This window comes from Streptomyces sp. CNQ329 (genome assembly GCF_000482585.1).
The window spans coordinates 34868-50948 of the sequence record NZ_AXVU01000015.1; the positions used below are offsets into that span (position 1 = coordinate 34868).

Consider the following 16081-nt stretch of genomic DNA (forward strand, 5'->3'; position numbering starts at 1 on the left):
AGTCAGTGAGGAGAGAGATGGAACTCTTACTGCTCTGCGCCATCGCCTTTGCGGCTGGACAGCAGAGCGAACAGTTGGCGGTCGGCATGACCCCGGGCGACCGGGCCGTGGCCAAGGAGCAGAGCCGGCACGAGAAAGCCCTGCGGAAGATCGCGGAGAAGCACGGCACGCTGCCCCCGCAGCCGATGCCCCTGCCGGGCGCCTCGCCCTGGCCGGCGGCGCCTGTGGAGCCCGCTGTCACGGTCCCGGAGGCGTTCCGCGCGGGCTACCGCGGCCACACCCCGATTGAGCGCGTGGCGACCCCTCTGGGGCGCCGTGCCGGGGGCTGGACGGCGCGGGGCTGGGGCTGGGTCAAGGACACCGGCCGCGGCGCCGTACGCGAGTACCGCCGACGGCGCACGGCGCAGGGGCACGAGGATCCCGCCCCGGTGCTGGCGCCCGTCGCGGCGCCGCCGGCGCCGGTGGATCCGCCGACCGTCCACGAGAAGCCGGAGAGGAACCCTGTGGCCAACCCGCGCTTGTGTCCGCTGTGCGGCGAGCTTGCCTGCCGCGACCTGAACGTCCTCGACTACGCCGCCGACCCCATCACCCACACCTGTGAGAACTGCGGTGCAGGGCTGGTACGCGGCAACGACGGCTGGTGGCAGCACCAGACCGGGCAGCCGCCGCAGGACCCGACGCCCGCTACTACGGAGCCGCAGCGGGCGATGGTCTGCCCCGAATGCGGCGAGACGGCCGTGAACCGTCCGCCCACGTCATGGACGCCCGCGTGGGGACCGCCGCCGGCTTGGTCGCACGAGGACGGGGAGCCGCTGTGCCCCGTCGTCGGCGACCGGGGCTATGAGCCGGCCAAACCGGCGCCCGGCCGCGACGAATCCAGCTCATCCGACGACGTAGAACCTCCCGACGCCGCGGGGACCAAGGAGCCCGCGGTCCCCGAGGAACCCGCGGCGGAACCGGCGTCCGGGAAGTCCGAGGAATCGGCGCCTGAAGAAGCACCGGAAAAGACGCCGGAAACCGCTGGGGAGGAAGAGCGCCCCGCCTCGCCGGATTCCGGTGAGGCGTCGACAGGGAATGGAGTTGGCCGCATGGCAGCAGAAGTCACCTACGAGTCCGTCATGGACGAGAGCGACGAACTGTCGCTCATGTGCGAGGACGACGTACAGGTCTACGGCCGGATCGAGCAGCGCTGCGAAAGGGAAATCGGCCGCGCCGACGCCCTGATCGCGGATGCCCGTAACGCCGGGTTCGGGGAGTCGGTCATCGGCTGGATTTCCCAGGCGCTGGAGAAGTACCAGGGAATCCATTCGGCCCTGGACGAACTGAGGGCGAACACGGTCGCCCAGGGCGAAGCCGTCGTGAAGGCGAAGGCGAGCCTGGAGGCCGGCCAGGGCCTTTACGTGGACATCGCGAAGGACATGGAGGATGTCGCCGAGCGCGACTCCTACATCTCCGATGCCGTCGATTCCGAAGACGCCACGGCCGGATCCGAGACCTACGAGACGCAGGGAGCCTGACATATGGGCGCAGTGAAGACCGCCGGATCGGTTGTCACCTACGCGGCCGTGCTCGCCAGGGCCGCGGCGTACGCAATCCGCGCCGCTCGCACAAAGGCGGCCGTGGAACGGCTCCAGGCCCGTTTCACCGACCGGGCCGATTCCGCCCGCTACCTCTCCGAGGCGATGACCGTCCTGGAGGTCGATGAGCCGACGACCACCGCCTACATGGAGGTGGCTACCCTCTCCGAGGCTATGGCCGCCAACGTCGGCACGATCGTCTCGAAGGCCGACGAACTGTCGAACGTGGCGGAGGGCCTGGACCGCGAGACCCAGGAGCAGCACGGGCGGATGGCGGAAGCGAACCGCACGCATTCGGTGCGGATGGCCGACCGGGAATTCATCCGCCGCCGCTGAGCACGCCGTAAGGCGCGGAATCGAAGACACCACCAAATGAAGGCGGGCCCGCCGCGAACGGGCCCGCCTTCTCCCATCGCGAACGGAGTGAAAACGCGATGACCGAGACGAGGGTAGCGAAGAAGGAAGACGACAAGCAGCAGGACGGCGGCTGGCGCCAGAAGGCGGAGCAGATACGGGACTGTCCCGGCCTGTACGCAGGGACAGTCCTGGCCGCATCGGGCGGGATGCTGGACGGCGGGCCGCTGGCCGCGGTCACGCTGGGCGGGGCGGTCGCCGCGGGCGGCTGGACGGCCCTGGGGATGCGCCCCGGCCCGTGGCGGTGGCTGCCCGGACAGGGCGAGCCGTGGGAGTGGATGTGCCGTTCCTCGCGCCGCGGCTACCGCCGCAAGGTCCGCCGGATGCGCCGCCGCCTGGCCGCCAAACCCGGCCCGCAGTCGGACACCGGGGGCCTGCTGGCCCCTTCGGTGGGCGTCGGAGAGGGATGGCGCGAGGACAGCCGGCGTCCCGCCCTGGTGCGCGAGGCGACCGCCGCCGCGTACACGGCGCGCTGCAAGGCGCTGCGGACTGTGTGGGCGCGGTGGCTGCCCGACTGGGAGCGCGGATGGTGGCGCCGCTACAGCCCGGCGGAGATGGCGCTGCGCGCCGGGCCCGTGGCCGCGCTGCCGGCGTCTGGCTACGTCGACATGCCGGGGGCGGCACGGCTGGTGATGGCCTGCGCCGCGGGCTGGTGGGGCATTTGGGTGTGGGACCGCCCGGACCCGCGCCCCGAAACGGCTGCGGACGGTGTGCCCGCCCGCGGCGTCGACTGGTACATCGCACGGTGGGCGGAGTGGATCGCCTGCGAGCGCGGCCCGCTGCCGGCCTCGAAGCTGACCGCCGTCGAACTGGACGCGGGCAAGCTGACCGCGGTCGTCGTCTCCACCACGGCCAAGAGCGCCACGGACGTCACCCAGGATGCGGTCAGCATCGCCTTCGAGGTCCCGCCCAAGGCCGTCAACGTCTACCGGTCCGACGACATGGCCGCCAACCGGGCCAAGCTGACCGTGCGCCTGGCGCCGCTCGCAGCCGCCGCCGGGGGCGATCTGGCGGATGTGTGGCAGGAGTACAACCCCTACGAGGGCAGCGAGCTGTACGGCCACGAGGAGACCCCCAGCGGCCGGAAGTTCACGATTCTGCTGCCGCGCAAGGGCACCCCCGCCACGGCCGTGCAGCCCCGCGCGATTGCCCAGGCGCTCGACATGCCGGGCGAGGAAGCCGTGGCACGGCTGCACCTGCGGGCCCTGGACGCCCGCAGGGTCGAGGTCAACGAGATGTTCTCCAACCCACTCCAGGACGGCGTCCGGCTCGACCTGGACGCGCTGCGCATGGACTCCAACGGCTACGTCTCGATCGGCCGCGATATCTACGGCCAGCCGGCCCCCTGGCGGCTGCTGATCCCCAACGCGGGCAAGTTCGGCCTCACAGGGGTCCGGGGCATGTCGGCGGTCCACTCGTTCGTCCCCGGCACCACCGGGGCCGGGAAGACCTCCCTGGAAGAGGCGCTGCTGCTCGCCCAGGCCATCAACGGCTTCGTGTCCTGGGTCGCGGACGGCAAGGGCGGCGTGGGCTTCGCCTCCTGGACTGATGACCTGGACTGGCTGGTCAAGTCCCCACTGGGGTTCTCCCTGATGGCCCAGGCCGCCTCCGCGGTCGGTAGGTACCGCTTCGGCGTGCAGATGGGCCTGCAGTGGCGGGACGCGGACGGCGATGTGGAGACCGGCCGGTCGTTCTTCGTGCCGGGAGAGCCGTTCGCGCCCATGGCGGTCACGTTCGATGAGTTCAACGAGATGGCCAAGGACGGCAGCCGGGACAAGAACGCCGCCGCGGTCCTCAAGGGCGTCTCCCACCTGGGGCGGCAGACCCGTGCGGCCGGTATCGGCGCGCGGGCCCACGTGCAGATTCCCAACCTGGACGCCATCGGCTCGAATGCCGACGCCAACGCGGTGCGCGACATGCTCCAGTCCGGGAACATCGCGCTGTTCCGCACCGCCCGCGCCGATATCGACGCCATGTCTTTGGGCGCCCGAACGCCGGAATTCCGCCTGGAGCCGATTCCCGAGACGTTCCCGAACGGCTCCGGTACCGGCGGCCTGTGCTACATCGCCGACGGCGGCGCGCAATACACCCAGTCCCGCGTCATGTATCACCACAACGCGGCCAAGGTGTTCCGCTCGCTGCCCCGGCACACCCTCACCGACGGTGAGGCGAACGCCGCCGGCTCCGCCTACCTCCACCGCGACGAATACCGGCACATGGACGCCGCAGAGGAAGAGGCGTTCCTGACCGAACTGACCAAACCCACGAAGAAGAACACCGGCGCCACGGTCATCGACATGAAGCCCGACAAGGCCCCCCAGGGCGCCGGGGACGTGGAAGACGACGACCTGGACGAACTCGTACCCCTCCCGGCCCGCGTACGGGTCTGGAACGCCGTGGACGGCGGGGCACGCCGCAACAAGGCCATCGCGGAAGTCACCGAGATGAAGCCCTCAGCCGTCGCCAACGTCACCGGACGACTTCAGCGCCTGAACAAACTCACCCGCATCCAGCGCGACTGGCACACAGCCGAACGCCTGGACGCCTGAAACACCTTCACCAACCCCGCGAAACGGAGTCCCAACATGGCTATGTCCACCATTTTCGTCCTCGCCTTCATCGGCCTGGTCATCTGGGTCTGGAAGGACAAGCGGTTCAAGGTCAAGGAGGTCGCAGCCGTCTCTCTGATCTGGGTGCTGATGCTGCTGACCCCCTTCGGGCCCGACATCTCCGCAGCCCTCCAGAACCTCGTCACCACCACCGTGGAGACGACCGACGAAACCGTCAGCGGCAGCAAGTAACCGCCCCGGCAAAGCAGCCGCCCCGGCCCCGCACCGCTGGGGCGGCTGCCCCCGCCCGGCCCTCAGCAAGGAAGGCCCGCATGCCCGACCTCACACCGCAGGAAAAGGCCCACGCCGACGCGGAAGCCGCCCGGCTGGTCGCCGACTGGATCAGCGACACCGGCCCCGTGGCCACCACGTACCGCGACATCACGCCCGTGCGTCCGACAGGAGCGCAGCCCGTGACCCAGCCGGGACGCACCCCGATGAGCCAGAAGGCCACCGACGCCTCCGCACTGATGCTCGCCGCCGGCGCCGCAAGCCTGCCCGCCGGCGGCTCCCTCGCCCTCGTGCTCTGGGTCGCCGGCGGCATGAGCCCCCTGCACCTGGCCCTCGTGGCAGGCGCCCCGGTCGCCCTGGTGACCGCACTCGGCATCACCGCGAAGATGCTCGGCCGCGCCGTGAAGGAAGGCGCCGAAGGCGTCGCCCAGGCAGCAGCCGCGACGCCGCCGGGCGAGGTCCACCACCACCACACCGGCACCTCCTACATCGAAAACCGAAACGTGCACGTCAACGCCGAAAACCGCTGGCTCGGCAAAACCCACAACGAGATCCACTGACCATGCCGACCCAAGAGCCGAAACGCCGCACCACGCGGCGTCCGCCGGAACTTCCCACCCGGCGCTGACGAGGCAGGGAGACCGAGAATCCGCCACGAGCGACAGGAGAGCCCCATGGGTTACATGCACTACGAGATCACCCGCAACGGCGAAGCCATCCAGGCCGGTTACGGCGTCGAGACCATCTGCGAAGAGGACGGTTGCGAAGAGCGGATCAACCGCGGGCTGGGCTGCCTCTGCGGCCAGGACCCGGGCGGCGACGAGTACGGCTGCGGCGGCTACGGCCAGGTCATCTTCTAGCCACGCCCAGGGCGACCGCCCCATCTCGCCAAAGACGCGCGGTCGCCCCGGCCAACCAGCCCCTATCGGACCTGTTGGAGGACTCCAGCGTGACCCAACCCACCGACATCTCGCGAGGCTTAGCGGGAGCTCCCGCCGCGGGCGGGATGCGTTTCTACCTGACCACGCACAAGCGGCACTGGCTGCGGCTGACCGACGTTCCGCTGTTCCTGAAGTCCGAGCACTGGGACCGGGCCGTGAAGTGGGATGAAGCCCGCGGTCCGTACGCGGTCGACTCCGGCGGCTTCTCGGAGCTCAAGGACAAGGGCGCCTGGACTCGCACCCCCCGCCAATACGTCCAGGATCTGCGCCGTATCTGGGAGCACGTCGGCCCCTACGACTGGGCCGCGCCGCAGGACTGGATGTGCGAGGAAGCCATCATCAAGGGCGGATGGTTCGGCGGCCTGTACTTCGTCGGCACCCACCTCAGCGTGCAGGAGCACCAGCGCCGCACCGTCGCCAACTTCCTCGAACTGCGCGCCCTCGCCCCCGACCTGCGCATCGCCCCCGTCATTCAGGGCGACACCGTGCCGGCATACGAGCGGTGCGTAGAGCTCTACGAGAAGGCCGGCGTCGACCTGCGCGCCGAACCCGTCGTCGGCTTGGGCTCGGTGTGCCGGTTGCAGTCCACTCGCCAGGGCGCCGCGATCGTCACCGCGATGGCCGCGCACGGCTTCAAGCTGCACGGCTTCGGCTTCAAGATCCTCGGCCTGGAGCGCGTCGGGCACCTCCTGGCCTCAGCCGATTCCGCCGCCTGGAGTGCCCACGCGCGCCGCCGGCCACCGCTTCCGGGTCACACGCACAAGAACTGCGCCAACTGCATCGACTACGCCCTGAACTGGCGCGACCGCGTCATAGCCGCAATCCCCACCCGTCGGCAGACGGTGCTCACTGATCGGAGGGCAGCATGAGCGACCACCTGCCCGCCGCCCTCCAGCAGCCCGGCGCGGTGAGTTACCAGGCTGCGGACACCGCGCTCTACACGCGGGCTCTTGCCGATGACGGCTATGGCTGGCTGGCCCGGATCCTGCCCCCGCCCGCGCCGCTGTCCTGCCCGCGCTGCCGGCGGCCCATGACGCTGCCGCAGGTGCGGCTGCTGTGGCAGTGCCCCGCCTGCGACACCCCGGAAGGAGAAAACACAACATGACCAGCAACGACAAACCCGCCTACGTACAGGAGCCGCTGTTCGAGGACAGCGCCGTCACGGGCAGCGGCCTGCCCCTTCCGTGGCCGGCGGCCACGGAGGAGAGCGTTGTGCAGGCGGTGGAGTTGGAGCGGCTTCGCCAGTCCCTGCCCCTGGACGACCCCGCCCGGCACGCGATGGACACCGTCGCGGACCGGCGTTTCGCCGCCCTGGCCACCCGATACAAGGCCGCGGCATGAGCACCTACACCCGCACCGCCGGCGGCCACACCATGACCGTCCACGCCCCCCGCAGCGCCGCCGAGTTCGACACGGCGGCGTTCGCCGCCTTCACCGCCTCGGACGTGGTGCTGGGCCTGGACGTGGAGGGCCGCGCCATCGTCAAAGGCGGCCCCGGGCACTTCGGCCCCGACGCCGGGCTGCGCCTGGTGCAACTCGGCACCTGCACCGAAGCGTGGGTGCTCGACCCGCTGGTGCCCGAGCAGCGCGACGCGCTCACAGCGGTGCTCGCCGACCCGGAACGGCACTTCGTGACGCACACCAACTACGACGTGCTCGCGATCTGGTCCGCCTTCGGCATCCCGCTGGGCCAGCGTGCGGCGGATACCCATCTGCTGTCCAAGCTGGTGGAGCCCGACGAACGTGCAGGCCACGGGCTGAAGGATCTGGCCGGCCGCTACCTCGATACGGGGCTGCGGCAGGCGCAGGAGGCCCTGTACGGCCGGATGCGCCAACTGGCGCCGGTCGGGCACCGGGCGGGCAAGTCCTGGATGGAGTGGGGCTGGGACCACATCCCCGCCGACGATGAGGCGTACGCGGTGTACGCGGGCCTGGACGCGATCTACGTGCGCCGGCTGCTGCCGCTGCTGCTCACCCGCTGCGCCCGGTTCAGTCACCTGGTCGGCATGGAGCAGTGGCTTGCGGCCCAGTCCACCGGGATCACCATCCGCGGCCTGCTGCTCGACCGCCCTTACACCGAACGCCTCCTTGGCCAGGTGCAGGGGGAGTTCGACCAGGCTGCGGAGCAGATCCAGCAGGCGCTGGGCTTCTCCGGCACCAGCCCGCGGTTCGCGGCCTGGCTCCAGGAGCAGGTCACCGGCGTGGCCCTGCCGCGCACGGCAACGGGACGGCCGCAGGTGACCGCCGACACCCTCGAAGCCCTCCAAGCGGACGTGGCCGCCGGCTGTGCGCGGCTCACCGAGGAGGGGCGGGCGCTGGTGGCTGCGCGGCGGACGATGGCCGCGCGGTCGAACACGATCAGCAACCTGAAGTCGTTCCTGGCCGCAGCGGACGCCGAGGGGCGGGTGCATCCGCAGATCAACACCCTGCGGGCCCGCACCGGCCGCATGTCGATCACGGCCCCGGCGTTGCAGACGCTGAAGAAGCACGACCCCCGGCTTCGGCACTGCTTCCGCGCCGATGACGGAAACGTGCTCATCGCCTGCGACTTCTCCCAGGTGGAAGTACGCGTCGCCGCTGCTCTGTCCCGGGACAGGACGCTCATGGATGTCATCGCCTCCGGTGCGGACATCCATGACGCCACCGCACGGCTGATGTACGGGCCCGGCTTCACCGCCGAGCAGCGCACCGTCTCCAAGCGGGCCACGTTCGGCACCATCTACGGCGGCGGCGCAAAGGCCCTGGCCGCGCAGACCGGAGTGCCGGTCAACGTGGCCCGCCAGGTGATCGCCAAGTGGCAGCGCGCCTACCCCGAGGTCATCCGCTACGGCAAGACCATCGCGAACGCGACCACGGTGATCACCGGCTCCGGCCGGCGCATCCCCGCCGACCCGGAGCGGCCGTACGCCAACAGCAACTACGCCATCCAGTCCACCGCCCGGGATTTGCTGGTGGCCTGCGTGTACGAACTCGCCACCCGGCACGGCCTGGCCGGGGCGCTGTGGCTGTTCGTCCACGACGAAGTCATCGTCCAGGTCCCCCAGCAGGACGCCGAACACGTCCGCGCCCTGCTCACCGACGTGATGACCACGAGTTTCCGCGGCGTACCCATCGCCGCGGACGCCGACGTACTCGGCACTCACTGGGGCCGCCTTTCCGAGCAGGAAGCGCCCCCGGCAGCCCCCGCATCTACCTCATCCGACTCATCCGAGCAGATCGCAGCCTGAAAGGGGCACACCCGATGGCCATCGGAGAGACCGTGATCACCCTGGCCGGCAACCTCACCGCCGACCCCGAACTGCGCTACGCCAACGACGGCACCCCGTGGGCGACGTTCACCGTCGCCTCCAACTCCAAGGTGTGGGACAAGAACCGCGCCGAGTGGGGCGAGGGCAAGACGCTGTTCCTGCGCTGCACCGCCTGGCGGTGGCTCGCCGAGAACGCCACAGCGTCCCTGACCAAGGGCACCCGCGTCATCGTCACCGGAGCCCTGCGGCAGTTCGAATACACCGCCGCCGACGGCGTCTCCCGGACCGGCTTCGGCCTGGATGCCGAGGACATCGCCGTCTCCCTGCGCTACGCCACCGCCGCCGTGGAACGCACTCCCGGAGGCGGGAAGAAGGCGCCGGGCAAACCGCCGGCGGGCGACGACCCGTGGGCCACCGCCACCCCGGCGACCGCCGGAGTCGGGGGCGGGGGCTTCAGCGACGAACCGCCGTTCTGAGACCGCCTGGGGCGGCCCGCTCTCGCCAAAGTCCGGGCCGCCCCTACACCCCCGGTCCACTCGACAGACATCAGGAGGTATCTCCACCATGACGCAACCGCGCGCCCGGATCCAGCGGCCGGGCCCGTACTGGGCTCCCGCACGTGCCCGTGCCCTGGCGATGGCCGCGCTGCACGGCCTGCCGGTCTTCCCTCTCTCGCGCAGCAAGCTCCCCGCCATCCCCAGCGCCCACCCCGAGCCGGGGGCCACCTGCACCGGCCGGTGCGGCGCGGCGGGCCACGGCGTCCACGACGCTGCCTGTGACCCCGACCGCGTCCGCGCGCTGTTCGCTGCCGCGCCGTGGGCGGCCGGCTACGGCATCGCCTGCGGCCAGGCCCCGCATAACCTGTTCGGCCTGGACCTGGACCGCAAGAACGGCCCCGACGGCGCCGTGAGCCTGCGCGCGCTCGCCGGCCGGCACGGCTTCACCGTCCCGCGGACGGTGACCGTCGCCACCCAGTCGGGCGGCTGGCACCTGTGGCTGTCCGCCCCCGCCGGCACCGTCGTGCCCAACACCGCCGGCGCACTGGCGCCCGGCATCGACACCCGCGGCGCGGGCGGCTACCTGGTCGGCCCCGGAAGCCTCGGACCCCGCGGCCGGTACCGCATGGTGACGAGTTTCAGCCACACCGGCATCGCACCTGCACCCCCCGCAATTATCGACCTCCTGAGCGCCCGCCTGACGGCCTCCCAAGACACTCCTGGACTGGCTGCCCCGGGAGGGGGGTTCAGGCCCTCACAGGGCCGTCTAGAGCCTCTGGTGCGATTTGTGCGGAACTGCGGCCCCAACGACCTGAACAACCGCCTGTATTGGGCAGCCCGCCGCGCCTTCGAAACCGATCTCGACCCCGACACCGCCACCGCGGAGCTGCTGGCCGCCGCCACCGAGCGCGGCCACCCCGAGACCGGCGCCCGCCGCACGATCGCGTCCGCGGCCAAGGGAGCCGCCCGCGCGAAGAACACCCGGAAGGAGGCCGCTTCGTGAGCGAGAAAGGCCCCAGCCAGGCATCCCAGCTCGTGACGATGGCCAAGGCGGGCTACGACTTCGTCATGTCCACCGACGGCCGCCCCTACGGGGTACGCCGCAACGGACCCAACATCGTCCGCCCCTTCAAGGGCCGCGGCGGCGTCCGCGCCGCGCTGGCCAAGCAGTACACCGAAGAGAACGGGTCAGTACCGTCCGCGTCCGCGCTCGCCGACGCCATGGCCGTGCTGGAAGGCATCGCGGACGCCACCGACCCGGTCACCGTCCACCTGCGGATCGCCCGCGACCAAGAGCGGATCGTGCTCGACCTCGGCACCGCCGACGGCACCGCCGTGGTCATCACCGCCGACGGCTGGGAGCTGACCCAGCGATCCCCGGTCCTCTTCCGCCGCTCCGGCGCCATGGTCCCGCTCCCCGTCCCTGCGCAGGGCACCACCTGGCAGGAGGGTGTGGAGCTGCTGCGGGACCTGGTCAACATGGACGACGCCGCGTTCCACCAGCTCATCGCCTGGCTGGTAGCGGCGTGGATCCCGGACATCCCGCACCCGGTGCTGACGTTCAAAGGCGAGCAGGGTACGGGCAAGTCCTACACCGCCGCGATGCTCGTCGGTCTCATCGACCCCTCCCCGGCGCCGAAGCGCTCCCAGCCCAAGGACCTGAAGGCATGGAGCGTGCAGGCGTTCAACTCCTGGGCCCTGTGCCTGGACAACGTCAGCACCATCCCGCCGTGGCTGTCCGACGCCCTGTGCCGGGCCGTCACCGGAGACGGCATCGTGGACCGGGCGCTGTACTCCGATGACGACGTGGTGGTGCTGTCCTTCCGCCGGGTGCTGGCCATGACCACCATCGACGCCGGGGCCATGGCAGGCGACCTCGCCGAACGCATGCTGCTGCTGGACCTCCAGCCGATCACCGACGACAAGCGGCGCGAGGAAGATGAGATGGACGCCGCCTACGCCGCCGGCCGGCCGGTCATCATCGCCAGCCTGCTCGACCTGCTGGCCGCCGTCCTGCGGGAGCTCCCCCGCGTGGAGTTGGCGAGCAAACCGAGACTGGCGGACTTCGCCCGCGTCCTGGCCGCCATCGACACCGTGGCCGGCTGGAGCACCTTCGCCGACTACACCGCCGCCGCCAAGAGCGTCAACGCCGACGCCCTCGAAGGCGACATCTTCGGCTCCGCCCTCGTCGCCTGGCTCGACACCCACGGCCGGTGGACCGGCACCGCCTCCCAACTCCTGGAGATGATCCCCCCGCCTGACGGCTACCACCCCAAATGGCCCAAGGACGCCACCCGCGCCGCCGGCCGCCTCAAGCGCATCGCACCCCTGCTCCGCACCGTCGGAATCAACTACGACGACACCCAGCGCACCGCCGACCGCGCCCGGCAACGACTCATCCGCCTCACGCCGGTAGAAAGTTCGGGGATTTCAGCGTCCGCAATGCCTCTAGCGTCCGCAACCCCTGCTGACCTGCACAAATCTGCGGACGCTAGCGCAGGTGACAGCGTCCGCACAGCGTCCGGTCAGCGTCCGCACGATGATCTTGCGGACGCTGCGGACACTGCTGCGGACACTACGAGCCCCACAGCGTCCGCAACCGGCACCCCCGCTGACCAGCAGGGCCACATGATCCCGGACGCTGCGGGCCCTGCGGACGCTGTTTTCCCCAACTCTTCTAATCCGGGACTCCACTGCCCGGTCTGCACCCAGCCCATGGACCCCGAACTCACCAACAACGGACACCTCACCCACCCCGAATGCTGACGCTCGCGAAGGAGTCCAACGTGGCCCGACCGCAATCGACGCCCCCCGCACGTCGGCAACAGTCCAGGGGCGGCCAGCGTAAATCCGCCCACCCGACACCCGACTACGCCGCCGGTCGATCAAAGCCCGCCCCGGCTGTCCGGCGGGCGCAGTCGGCCGACTCGGCAGCCCGACCGGTTCGTGCGATCGAGTCGGATGAGGGGAACGACCTGCTGACCATCGCTCAGGTTCTCACGCTGCTCGACGTGCCGCAGTCGACGTTCTACCGGTGGCGCCAACTCGGGCGCGGACCGAGATGCATCAAGTTGCCGAACGGGGCCGTGCGTGTGCGTCGGTCCGAGTACGACCGGTGGCTGGGAGAGCTGGAGGAGAGTGCGTGAGCGCGGCTGACGACGCTCCGCCGCTCCGTCCGCACGGGGCGGCCCGGCCGGGGTACTCCCTCGACATCCGGCTGTGGAAGGTCACGAAGGTCAACCGGAAGGCACGTCCGTACCAACTCCGTTGGGTCGTCGGCGGGATGGTGCGTAGCGCGACGTTCGCCACCTCGGCACTCGCAGAGAGCAGGCGTTCAGAGCTACGTCAGGCCATGCGCCGGGGCGAGGCTTTCGAGATCGTAAGCGGTCAGCCTGAGTCCGAAGTCCGTGCGGCGGCGGAAGCCGCCGAAGCGGTGGAGGTGAACCCGCCGGTTCGCTGGTTCGAGTTCTGCCGGAGGTACGTTGCCGGACGGTGGCGGGGGAGCGCGGCCAAGACTCGCGAGGGAATGGCGGACGGGCTTGCGGCTGTGAGCCTTGCCATGGTCGAGCGGGAAGACGGCGTCCCATCGGATGAGCTGCTGCGGTTGGCGTTCCGGTGGGGGATCGTGCCCGCGAACGCTGGGGAGGATCCGCCAGCGGCGCTCAGGGCCGCGTATGACTGGCTGACGGCAGCGGACCTCCCCGTTGTCGACCTGGCCGACGCAGAGGTGTTCGAGGACGTGCTGTACCGGCTCGCGTACAAGCTGGACGGTACCCCGGCGGCGGGCGACACGTACCGGCGTCGGCGCCGCGCGCTGAATACGGCCCTCGAACACGCTGTGGTCGCGGGGGAGCTCCCGGAGAACCCGCTTCAGCGGGCCCGCCGCAAGCGCGCCGGTGTCGACGACGTGGTAGACCGGCGCGTCCTCGTAAACGCCCTACAGGCCCGTCAGTTGCTCACCGGAGTCTCCTACGTCGGATCGTGGGATCGGTGCCGTGGGAGGCGTCTGGCTGCCTTCTACGCGGTCATGTACTACGCGGCGTTGCGTCCGGCTGAGGTGGTCGGGTTGAGGCTGTCTGACTGCGACCTCCCGGACGCAGGATGGGGCACGCTGACGCTCCGGGAGACACGTCCGGTCTCTGGCAAGCAGTGGACCGACTCAGGAGAGCGTCACGACCGGCGAGGGCTGAAGGCTCGGGAGGCCAAGAAGGATCGGCCGGTACCCATCCCGCCCGTCTTGGTGGCGATCCTACGGGCGCACCTGGACACGTTCGGCACGGCCAAGGAGGGGCGCGTGTTCGGCAACGAGCGTGGGGGAGTGGTCGGCTCGTCTACCTACTGGCGCGTGTGGGAGGAAGCGCGGGAGTACGCGCTTCCGCCTGAGCGCGTCGCCTCACCGTTGGCCGGTCGCCCGTACGACCTACGGCACGCCTGCATCACGCGGTGGTTGAACGCCGGCGTTCCGATCGCAGAAGTGGCCCGACGGGTCGGCAACTCGCCCGAGGTGATCCACCGTCGGTATCACGGCTGCATCGACGGCCACGAGGAAGCCGCTAACGCAAAGATCGCAAAGGCGCTGGAAGCGGACGGCGACACCGCTTGACGAGTTGGGTGTGTCGCGCGTATCGCAGATGGTGCGTAAACGCTGAGAGACAGTGAGAAAAAGCGGGAGTCAGTGAGACTGACTCCCGCTTTTTCGTGTCGGCATTCGCGCTGGTCAACGCATGATCTGTGCTGGTTGCCTGGCGAGTGCCCCCGGCAGGATTCGAACCTGCGCACACGGCTCCGGAGGCCGTTGCTCTATCCCCTGAGCTACGGGGGCGTGTCCCCGCGTGGTGGTGCGGTGACAGGTAGAACCCTACCAGCTTCGTGGGGGTGGTCGGGTACCGGGTTTTGGGGGTGGGGGGCGGGGCGTGTGTGCAGGTCAGGGGCCGAAGTGTCCAAAAGCCGGACGTAGGGGGGCGGGCGCGCCTACGCTTTTCTCTGTGCCTGGCTTGTCCGGTCGGGTCCTTGTGGTCGATGACAACAAGGTGATCCGGCAGTTGATCAGGGTCAATCTCGAACTTGAGGGTTTCGAGGTCGTGACCGCGGCCGATGGTGCCGAGTGTCTGGAAGCCGTCCATCGGGTGCGTCCCGATGTGGTGACGCTCGACATCGTCATGCCCCGGCTCGACGGGCTGCGGACCGCGGCCCGGTTGCGGGCCGATCCGCGGACGCGAGGGCTGCCGATAGCGGTGGTCAGCGGGTGCAGTGAGCTCGAGGCCGAGGCCGGGCGGGTGGCCGGGGTGGATGCGTTTGTGGCGAAGCCCTTCGAGCCCGTCGATCTGGTACGGGTCGTGCGGCGGCTGGCTGCGCGGCGGGCGTCCCAGCGGGTCGGGGGGGCCGTGGCCGGGGACGCCGCCGATGACGCGGAGCCCGCCGGGTCTCCGGTGTGCTGAGCCGGGGGCCGGGCCAAGGGCCGGGTCGCCGGGGGCCGGGCCAGGGGCGGGATCGGTAACGGGCCGGGGGCGCGGGCGGTAAAAAGGGGTCGCTTCGGTACCCCGGGCCTCTCGTACGCTGGGGGCGTGGACCCCGCAGAGCTCACCGGCACCGTGTTGCGTACGGTGCGATCCGCCGCGGTGGGTGAGCTCGGCGCACCCGTGCCGGCGCGTGTCGTCGTGGAGCCGCCGCGGCCCGGGGGGTGCGGGGATTACGCCACGAACGCCGCGTTGCAGCTCGCCCGTGCCGCGGGGCGCGACCCGCTCGACGTCGCCGCCCTGCTGCGCGACCGGCTGGCCGTCCAGCCCGGCATCGCCGACGTGACCGTCACCGGGCCCGGGTTCCTCAACATCGTCCTTCGCAGGGACGGCGATCCCGTCGAGGACGCCATCGCCGCCGGAGGGCTCTACGGCAGCGGGGACTTCCTGGGCGGGGCCTCGTTCCGCCTCGTCGCCGACGGCCATCCCCGTGCCCGCGTTCTCGCCGACGTCCTCGGGCGGCTCCTGCCCGCCGCCGGTGCCGTGCCCGACGAGCACGGGGATCCCGTTCGGGTGACGGCGTCGCCCGCGCCGCCCGTCCCCGGGGTCTTCCCGCCCGACGCACTCCGCTGGGCCTTCCTGCGCACCCCCGCGGACCAGCGGCCCCGGCTCGACCCCGGGCTGCTCCTGCGGCGCGAGGCCAACCCGCTCTTCCGTATCCAGTACGCCCACTCCCGTACCGCCGCCCTCGCCCGTGCCGCCGCCGCGCTCGGCATCGGCGCCGAGGCCCCACCCGCCGCGGCCACCGCCGGTCCCGTACGGCACACTCGCACCGACGGCGCCCTCCGTGCCGCCGTCGGCGAGCTCCCCGCCGTCGTGGAGACCGCCGCCCGCCGCCGCGCGCCCGACCGGCTCGCCCGGCACCTCGACGTCCTGGCCGGCGCCTTCCTCGGCGCCGAGGCGGCCCACCCCGCGCTGCCCGGCGGCGACGAGGAGCCCACCGCCGGGCACCGGGCCCGGCTGCGTCAGGCCGCCGCCGCCGGCGTCGCGCTCCGCAACGGTCTCGGCCTGCTCGGCATACAGGCGCCCGAGTACGTGTGAGCCGCTC

At 71.0% G+C, this 16081-nt stretch carries 17 protein-coding genes, 1 tRNA gene and 1 other RNA gene; 18 read left to right on the forward strand and 1 reads right to left on the reverse strand.

The genetic code is table 11. The features are described from left to right. Positions 1-17: 17 nt before the first annotated feature. From I003_RS0112265 to I003_RS32045, 16 genes are all read left to right on the forward strand, one after another. A complete protein-coding gene (locus tag I003_RS0112265; RefSeq protein WP_027771802.1) occupies positions 18-1517 on the forward strand; it encodes a hypothetical protein in 1500 nt (499 codons plus the stop codon). Between the two features lie 3 nt (positions 1518-1520). Then, positions 1521-1913 carry a hypothetical protein gene (locus tag I003_RS0112270; RefSeq protein ID WP_027771803.1) on the forward strand — a complete coding sequence of 131 codons (393 nt, stop codon included), beginning with the start codon at positions 1521-1523 and terminating at the stop codon, positions 1911-1913. A 98-nt stretch (positions 1914-2011) separates the two neighbouring features. Further along, positions 2012-4540, forward strand: coding sequence for a hypothetical protein (locus tag I003_RS0112275; RefSeq protein WP_027771804.1), 2529 nt, complete (start codon positions 2012-2014; stop codon positions 4538-4540). 36 nt (positions 4541-4576) lie between these two features. Continuing rightward, positions 4577-4792, forward strand: a complete 216-nt coding sequence (locus tag I003_RS0112280; protein WP_158688968.1) for a hypothetical protein — start codon at positions 4577-4579, stop codon at positions 4790-4792. 80 nt (positions 4793-4872) lie between these two features. Continuing rightward, the gene (locus I003_RS32025; RefSeq protein ID WP_051368208.1) at positions 4873-5391 is read left to right on the forward strand and encodes a hypothetical protein; all 519 of its coding nucleotides are present in this window, start codon (positions 4873-4875) and stop codon (positions 5389-5391) included. A gap of 15 nt (positions 5392-5406) precedes the next feature. Beyond that, positions 5407-5473: hammerhead ribozyme type II (locus I003_RS34760), an RNA gene on the forward strand. Positions 5474-5505: 32 nt separating this feature from the next. Beyond that, positions 5506-5691, forward strand: a complete 186-nt coding sequence (locus I003_RS32030) for a hypothetical protein (protein ID WP_037720704.1) — start codon at positions 5506-5508, stop codon at positions 5689-5691. 89 nt (positions 5692-5780) lie between these two features. After that, entirely contained in the window at positions 5781-6641 is an 861-nt protein-coding gene (locus I003_RS32035; protein WP_486584192.1) for a deazapurine DNA modification protein DpdA family protein, read from the forward strand. Continuing rightward, the gene (locus I003_RS0112300; RefSeq protein WP_027771806.1) at positions 6638-6877 is read left to right on the forward strand and encodes a hypothetical protein; all 240 of its coding nucleotides are present in this window, start codon (positions 6638-6640) and stop codon (positions 6875-6877) included. Before I003_RS32035 ends, I003_RS0112300 begins: the two co-directional genes overlap by 4 nt. Beyond that, positions 6874-7113 (forward strand): hypothetical protein, encoded by a 240-nt coding sequence (locus I003_RS0112305; protein WP_027771807.1) that lies wholly within the window; start codon positions 6874-6876, stop codon positions 7111-7113. The genes I003_RS0112300 and I003_RS0112305 overlap by 4 nt, the downstream gene beginning before the upstream one ends. After that, positions 7110-8999 carry a DNA polymerase gene (locus tag I003_RS0112310; RefSeq protein ID WP_027771808.1) on the forward strand — a complete coding sequence of 630 codons (1890 nt, stop codon included), beginning with the start codon at positions 7110-7112 and terminating at the stop codon, positions 8997-8999. Before I003_RS0112305 ends, I003_RS0112310 begins: the two co-directional genes overlap by 4 nt. Positions 9000-9013: 14 nt before the next feature. Then, positions 9014-9496: a single-stranded DNA-binding protein gene (ssb, locus tag I003_RS0112315; RefSeq protein ID WP_037720708.1), complete on the forward strand. Its 483-nt coding sequence runs from the start codon at positions 9014-9016 to the stop codon at positions 9494-9496. An 88-nt stretch (positions 9497-9584) separates the two neighbouring features. Beyond that, complete coding sequence (locus I003_RS0112320) at positions 9585-10520, forward strand: bifunctional DNA primase/polymerase (RefSeq protein WP_051368209.1); 936 nt, start codon at positions 9585-9587, stop codon at positions 10518-10520. Continuing rightward, positions 10517-12283 carry a hypothetical protein gene (locus I003_RS32040; protein WP_051368210.1) on the forward strand — a complete coding sequence of 589 codons (1767 nt, stop codon included), beginning with the start codon at positions 10517-10519 and terminating at the stop codon, positions 12281-12283. Before I003_RS0112320 ends, I003_RS32040 begins: the two co-directional genes overlap by 4 nt. Positions 12284-12492: 209 nt before the next feature. Further along, positions 12493-12663, forward strand: coding sequence for a helix-turn-helix transcriptional regulator (locus I003_RS36865; protein ID WP_486584198.1), 171 nt, complete (start codon positions 12493-12495; stop codon positions 12661-12663). Beyond that, a complete protein-coding gene (locus I003_RS32045) occupies positions 12660-14120 on the forward strand; it encodes a tyrosine-type recombinase/integrase (protein ID WP_027771811.1) in 1461 nt (486 codons plus the stop codon). The genes I003_RS36865 and I003_RS32045 overlap by 4 nt, the downstream gene beginning before the upstream one ends. 147 nt (positions 14121-14267) lie before the next feature. On the opposite strand, the gene I003_RS0112335 is transcribed toward I003_RS32045, so the two are convergent. Beyond that, positions 14268-14339, reverse strand: a tRNA-Arg gene (locus tag I003_RS0112335). A gap of 163 nt (positions 14340-14502) precedes the next feature. On the opposite strand from I003_RS0112335, the gene I003_RS0112345 reads away from it, so the two are divergent. Together I003_RS0112345 and I003_RS0112350 are read left to right on the forward strand one after the other, a co-directional pair. Next, positions 14503-14955 carry a response regulator gene (locus tag I003_RS0112345; protein ID WP_486584193.1) on the forward strand — a complete coding sequence of 151 codons (453 nt, stop codon included), beginning with the start codon at positions 14503-14505 and terminating at the stop codon, positions 14953-14955. Positions 14956-15081: 126 nt separating this feature from the next. Beyond that, the gene (locus I003_RS0112350) at positions 15082-16074 is read left to right on the forward strand and encodes a DALR anticodon-binding domain-containing protein (RefSeq protein WP_027771813.1); all 993 of its coding nucleotides are present in this window, start codon (positions 15082-15084) and stop codon (positions 16072-16074) included. Positions 16075-16081 lie beyond the last annotated feature (7 nt).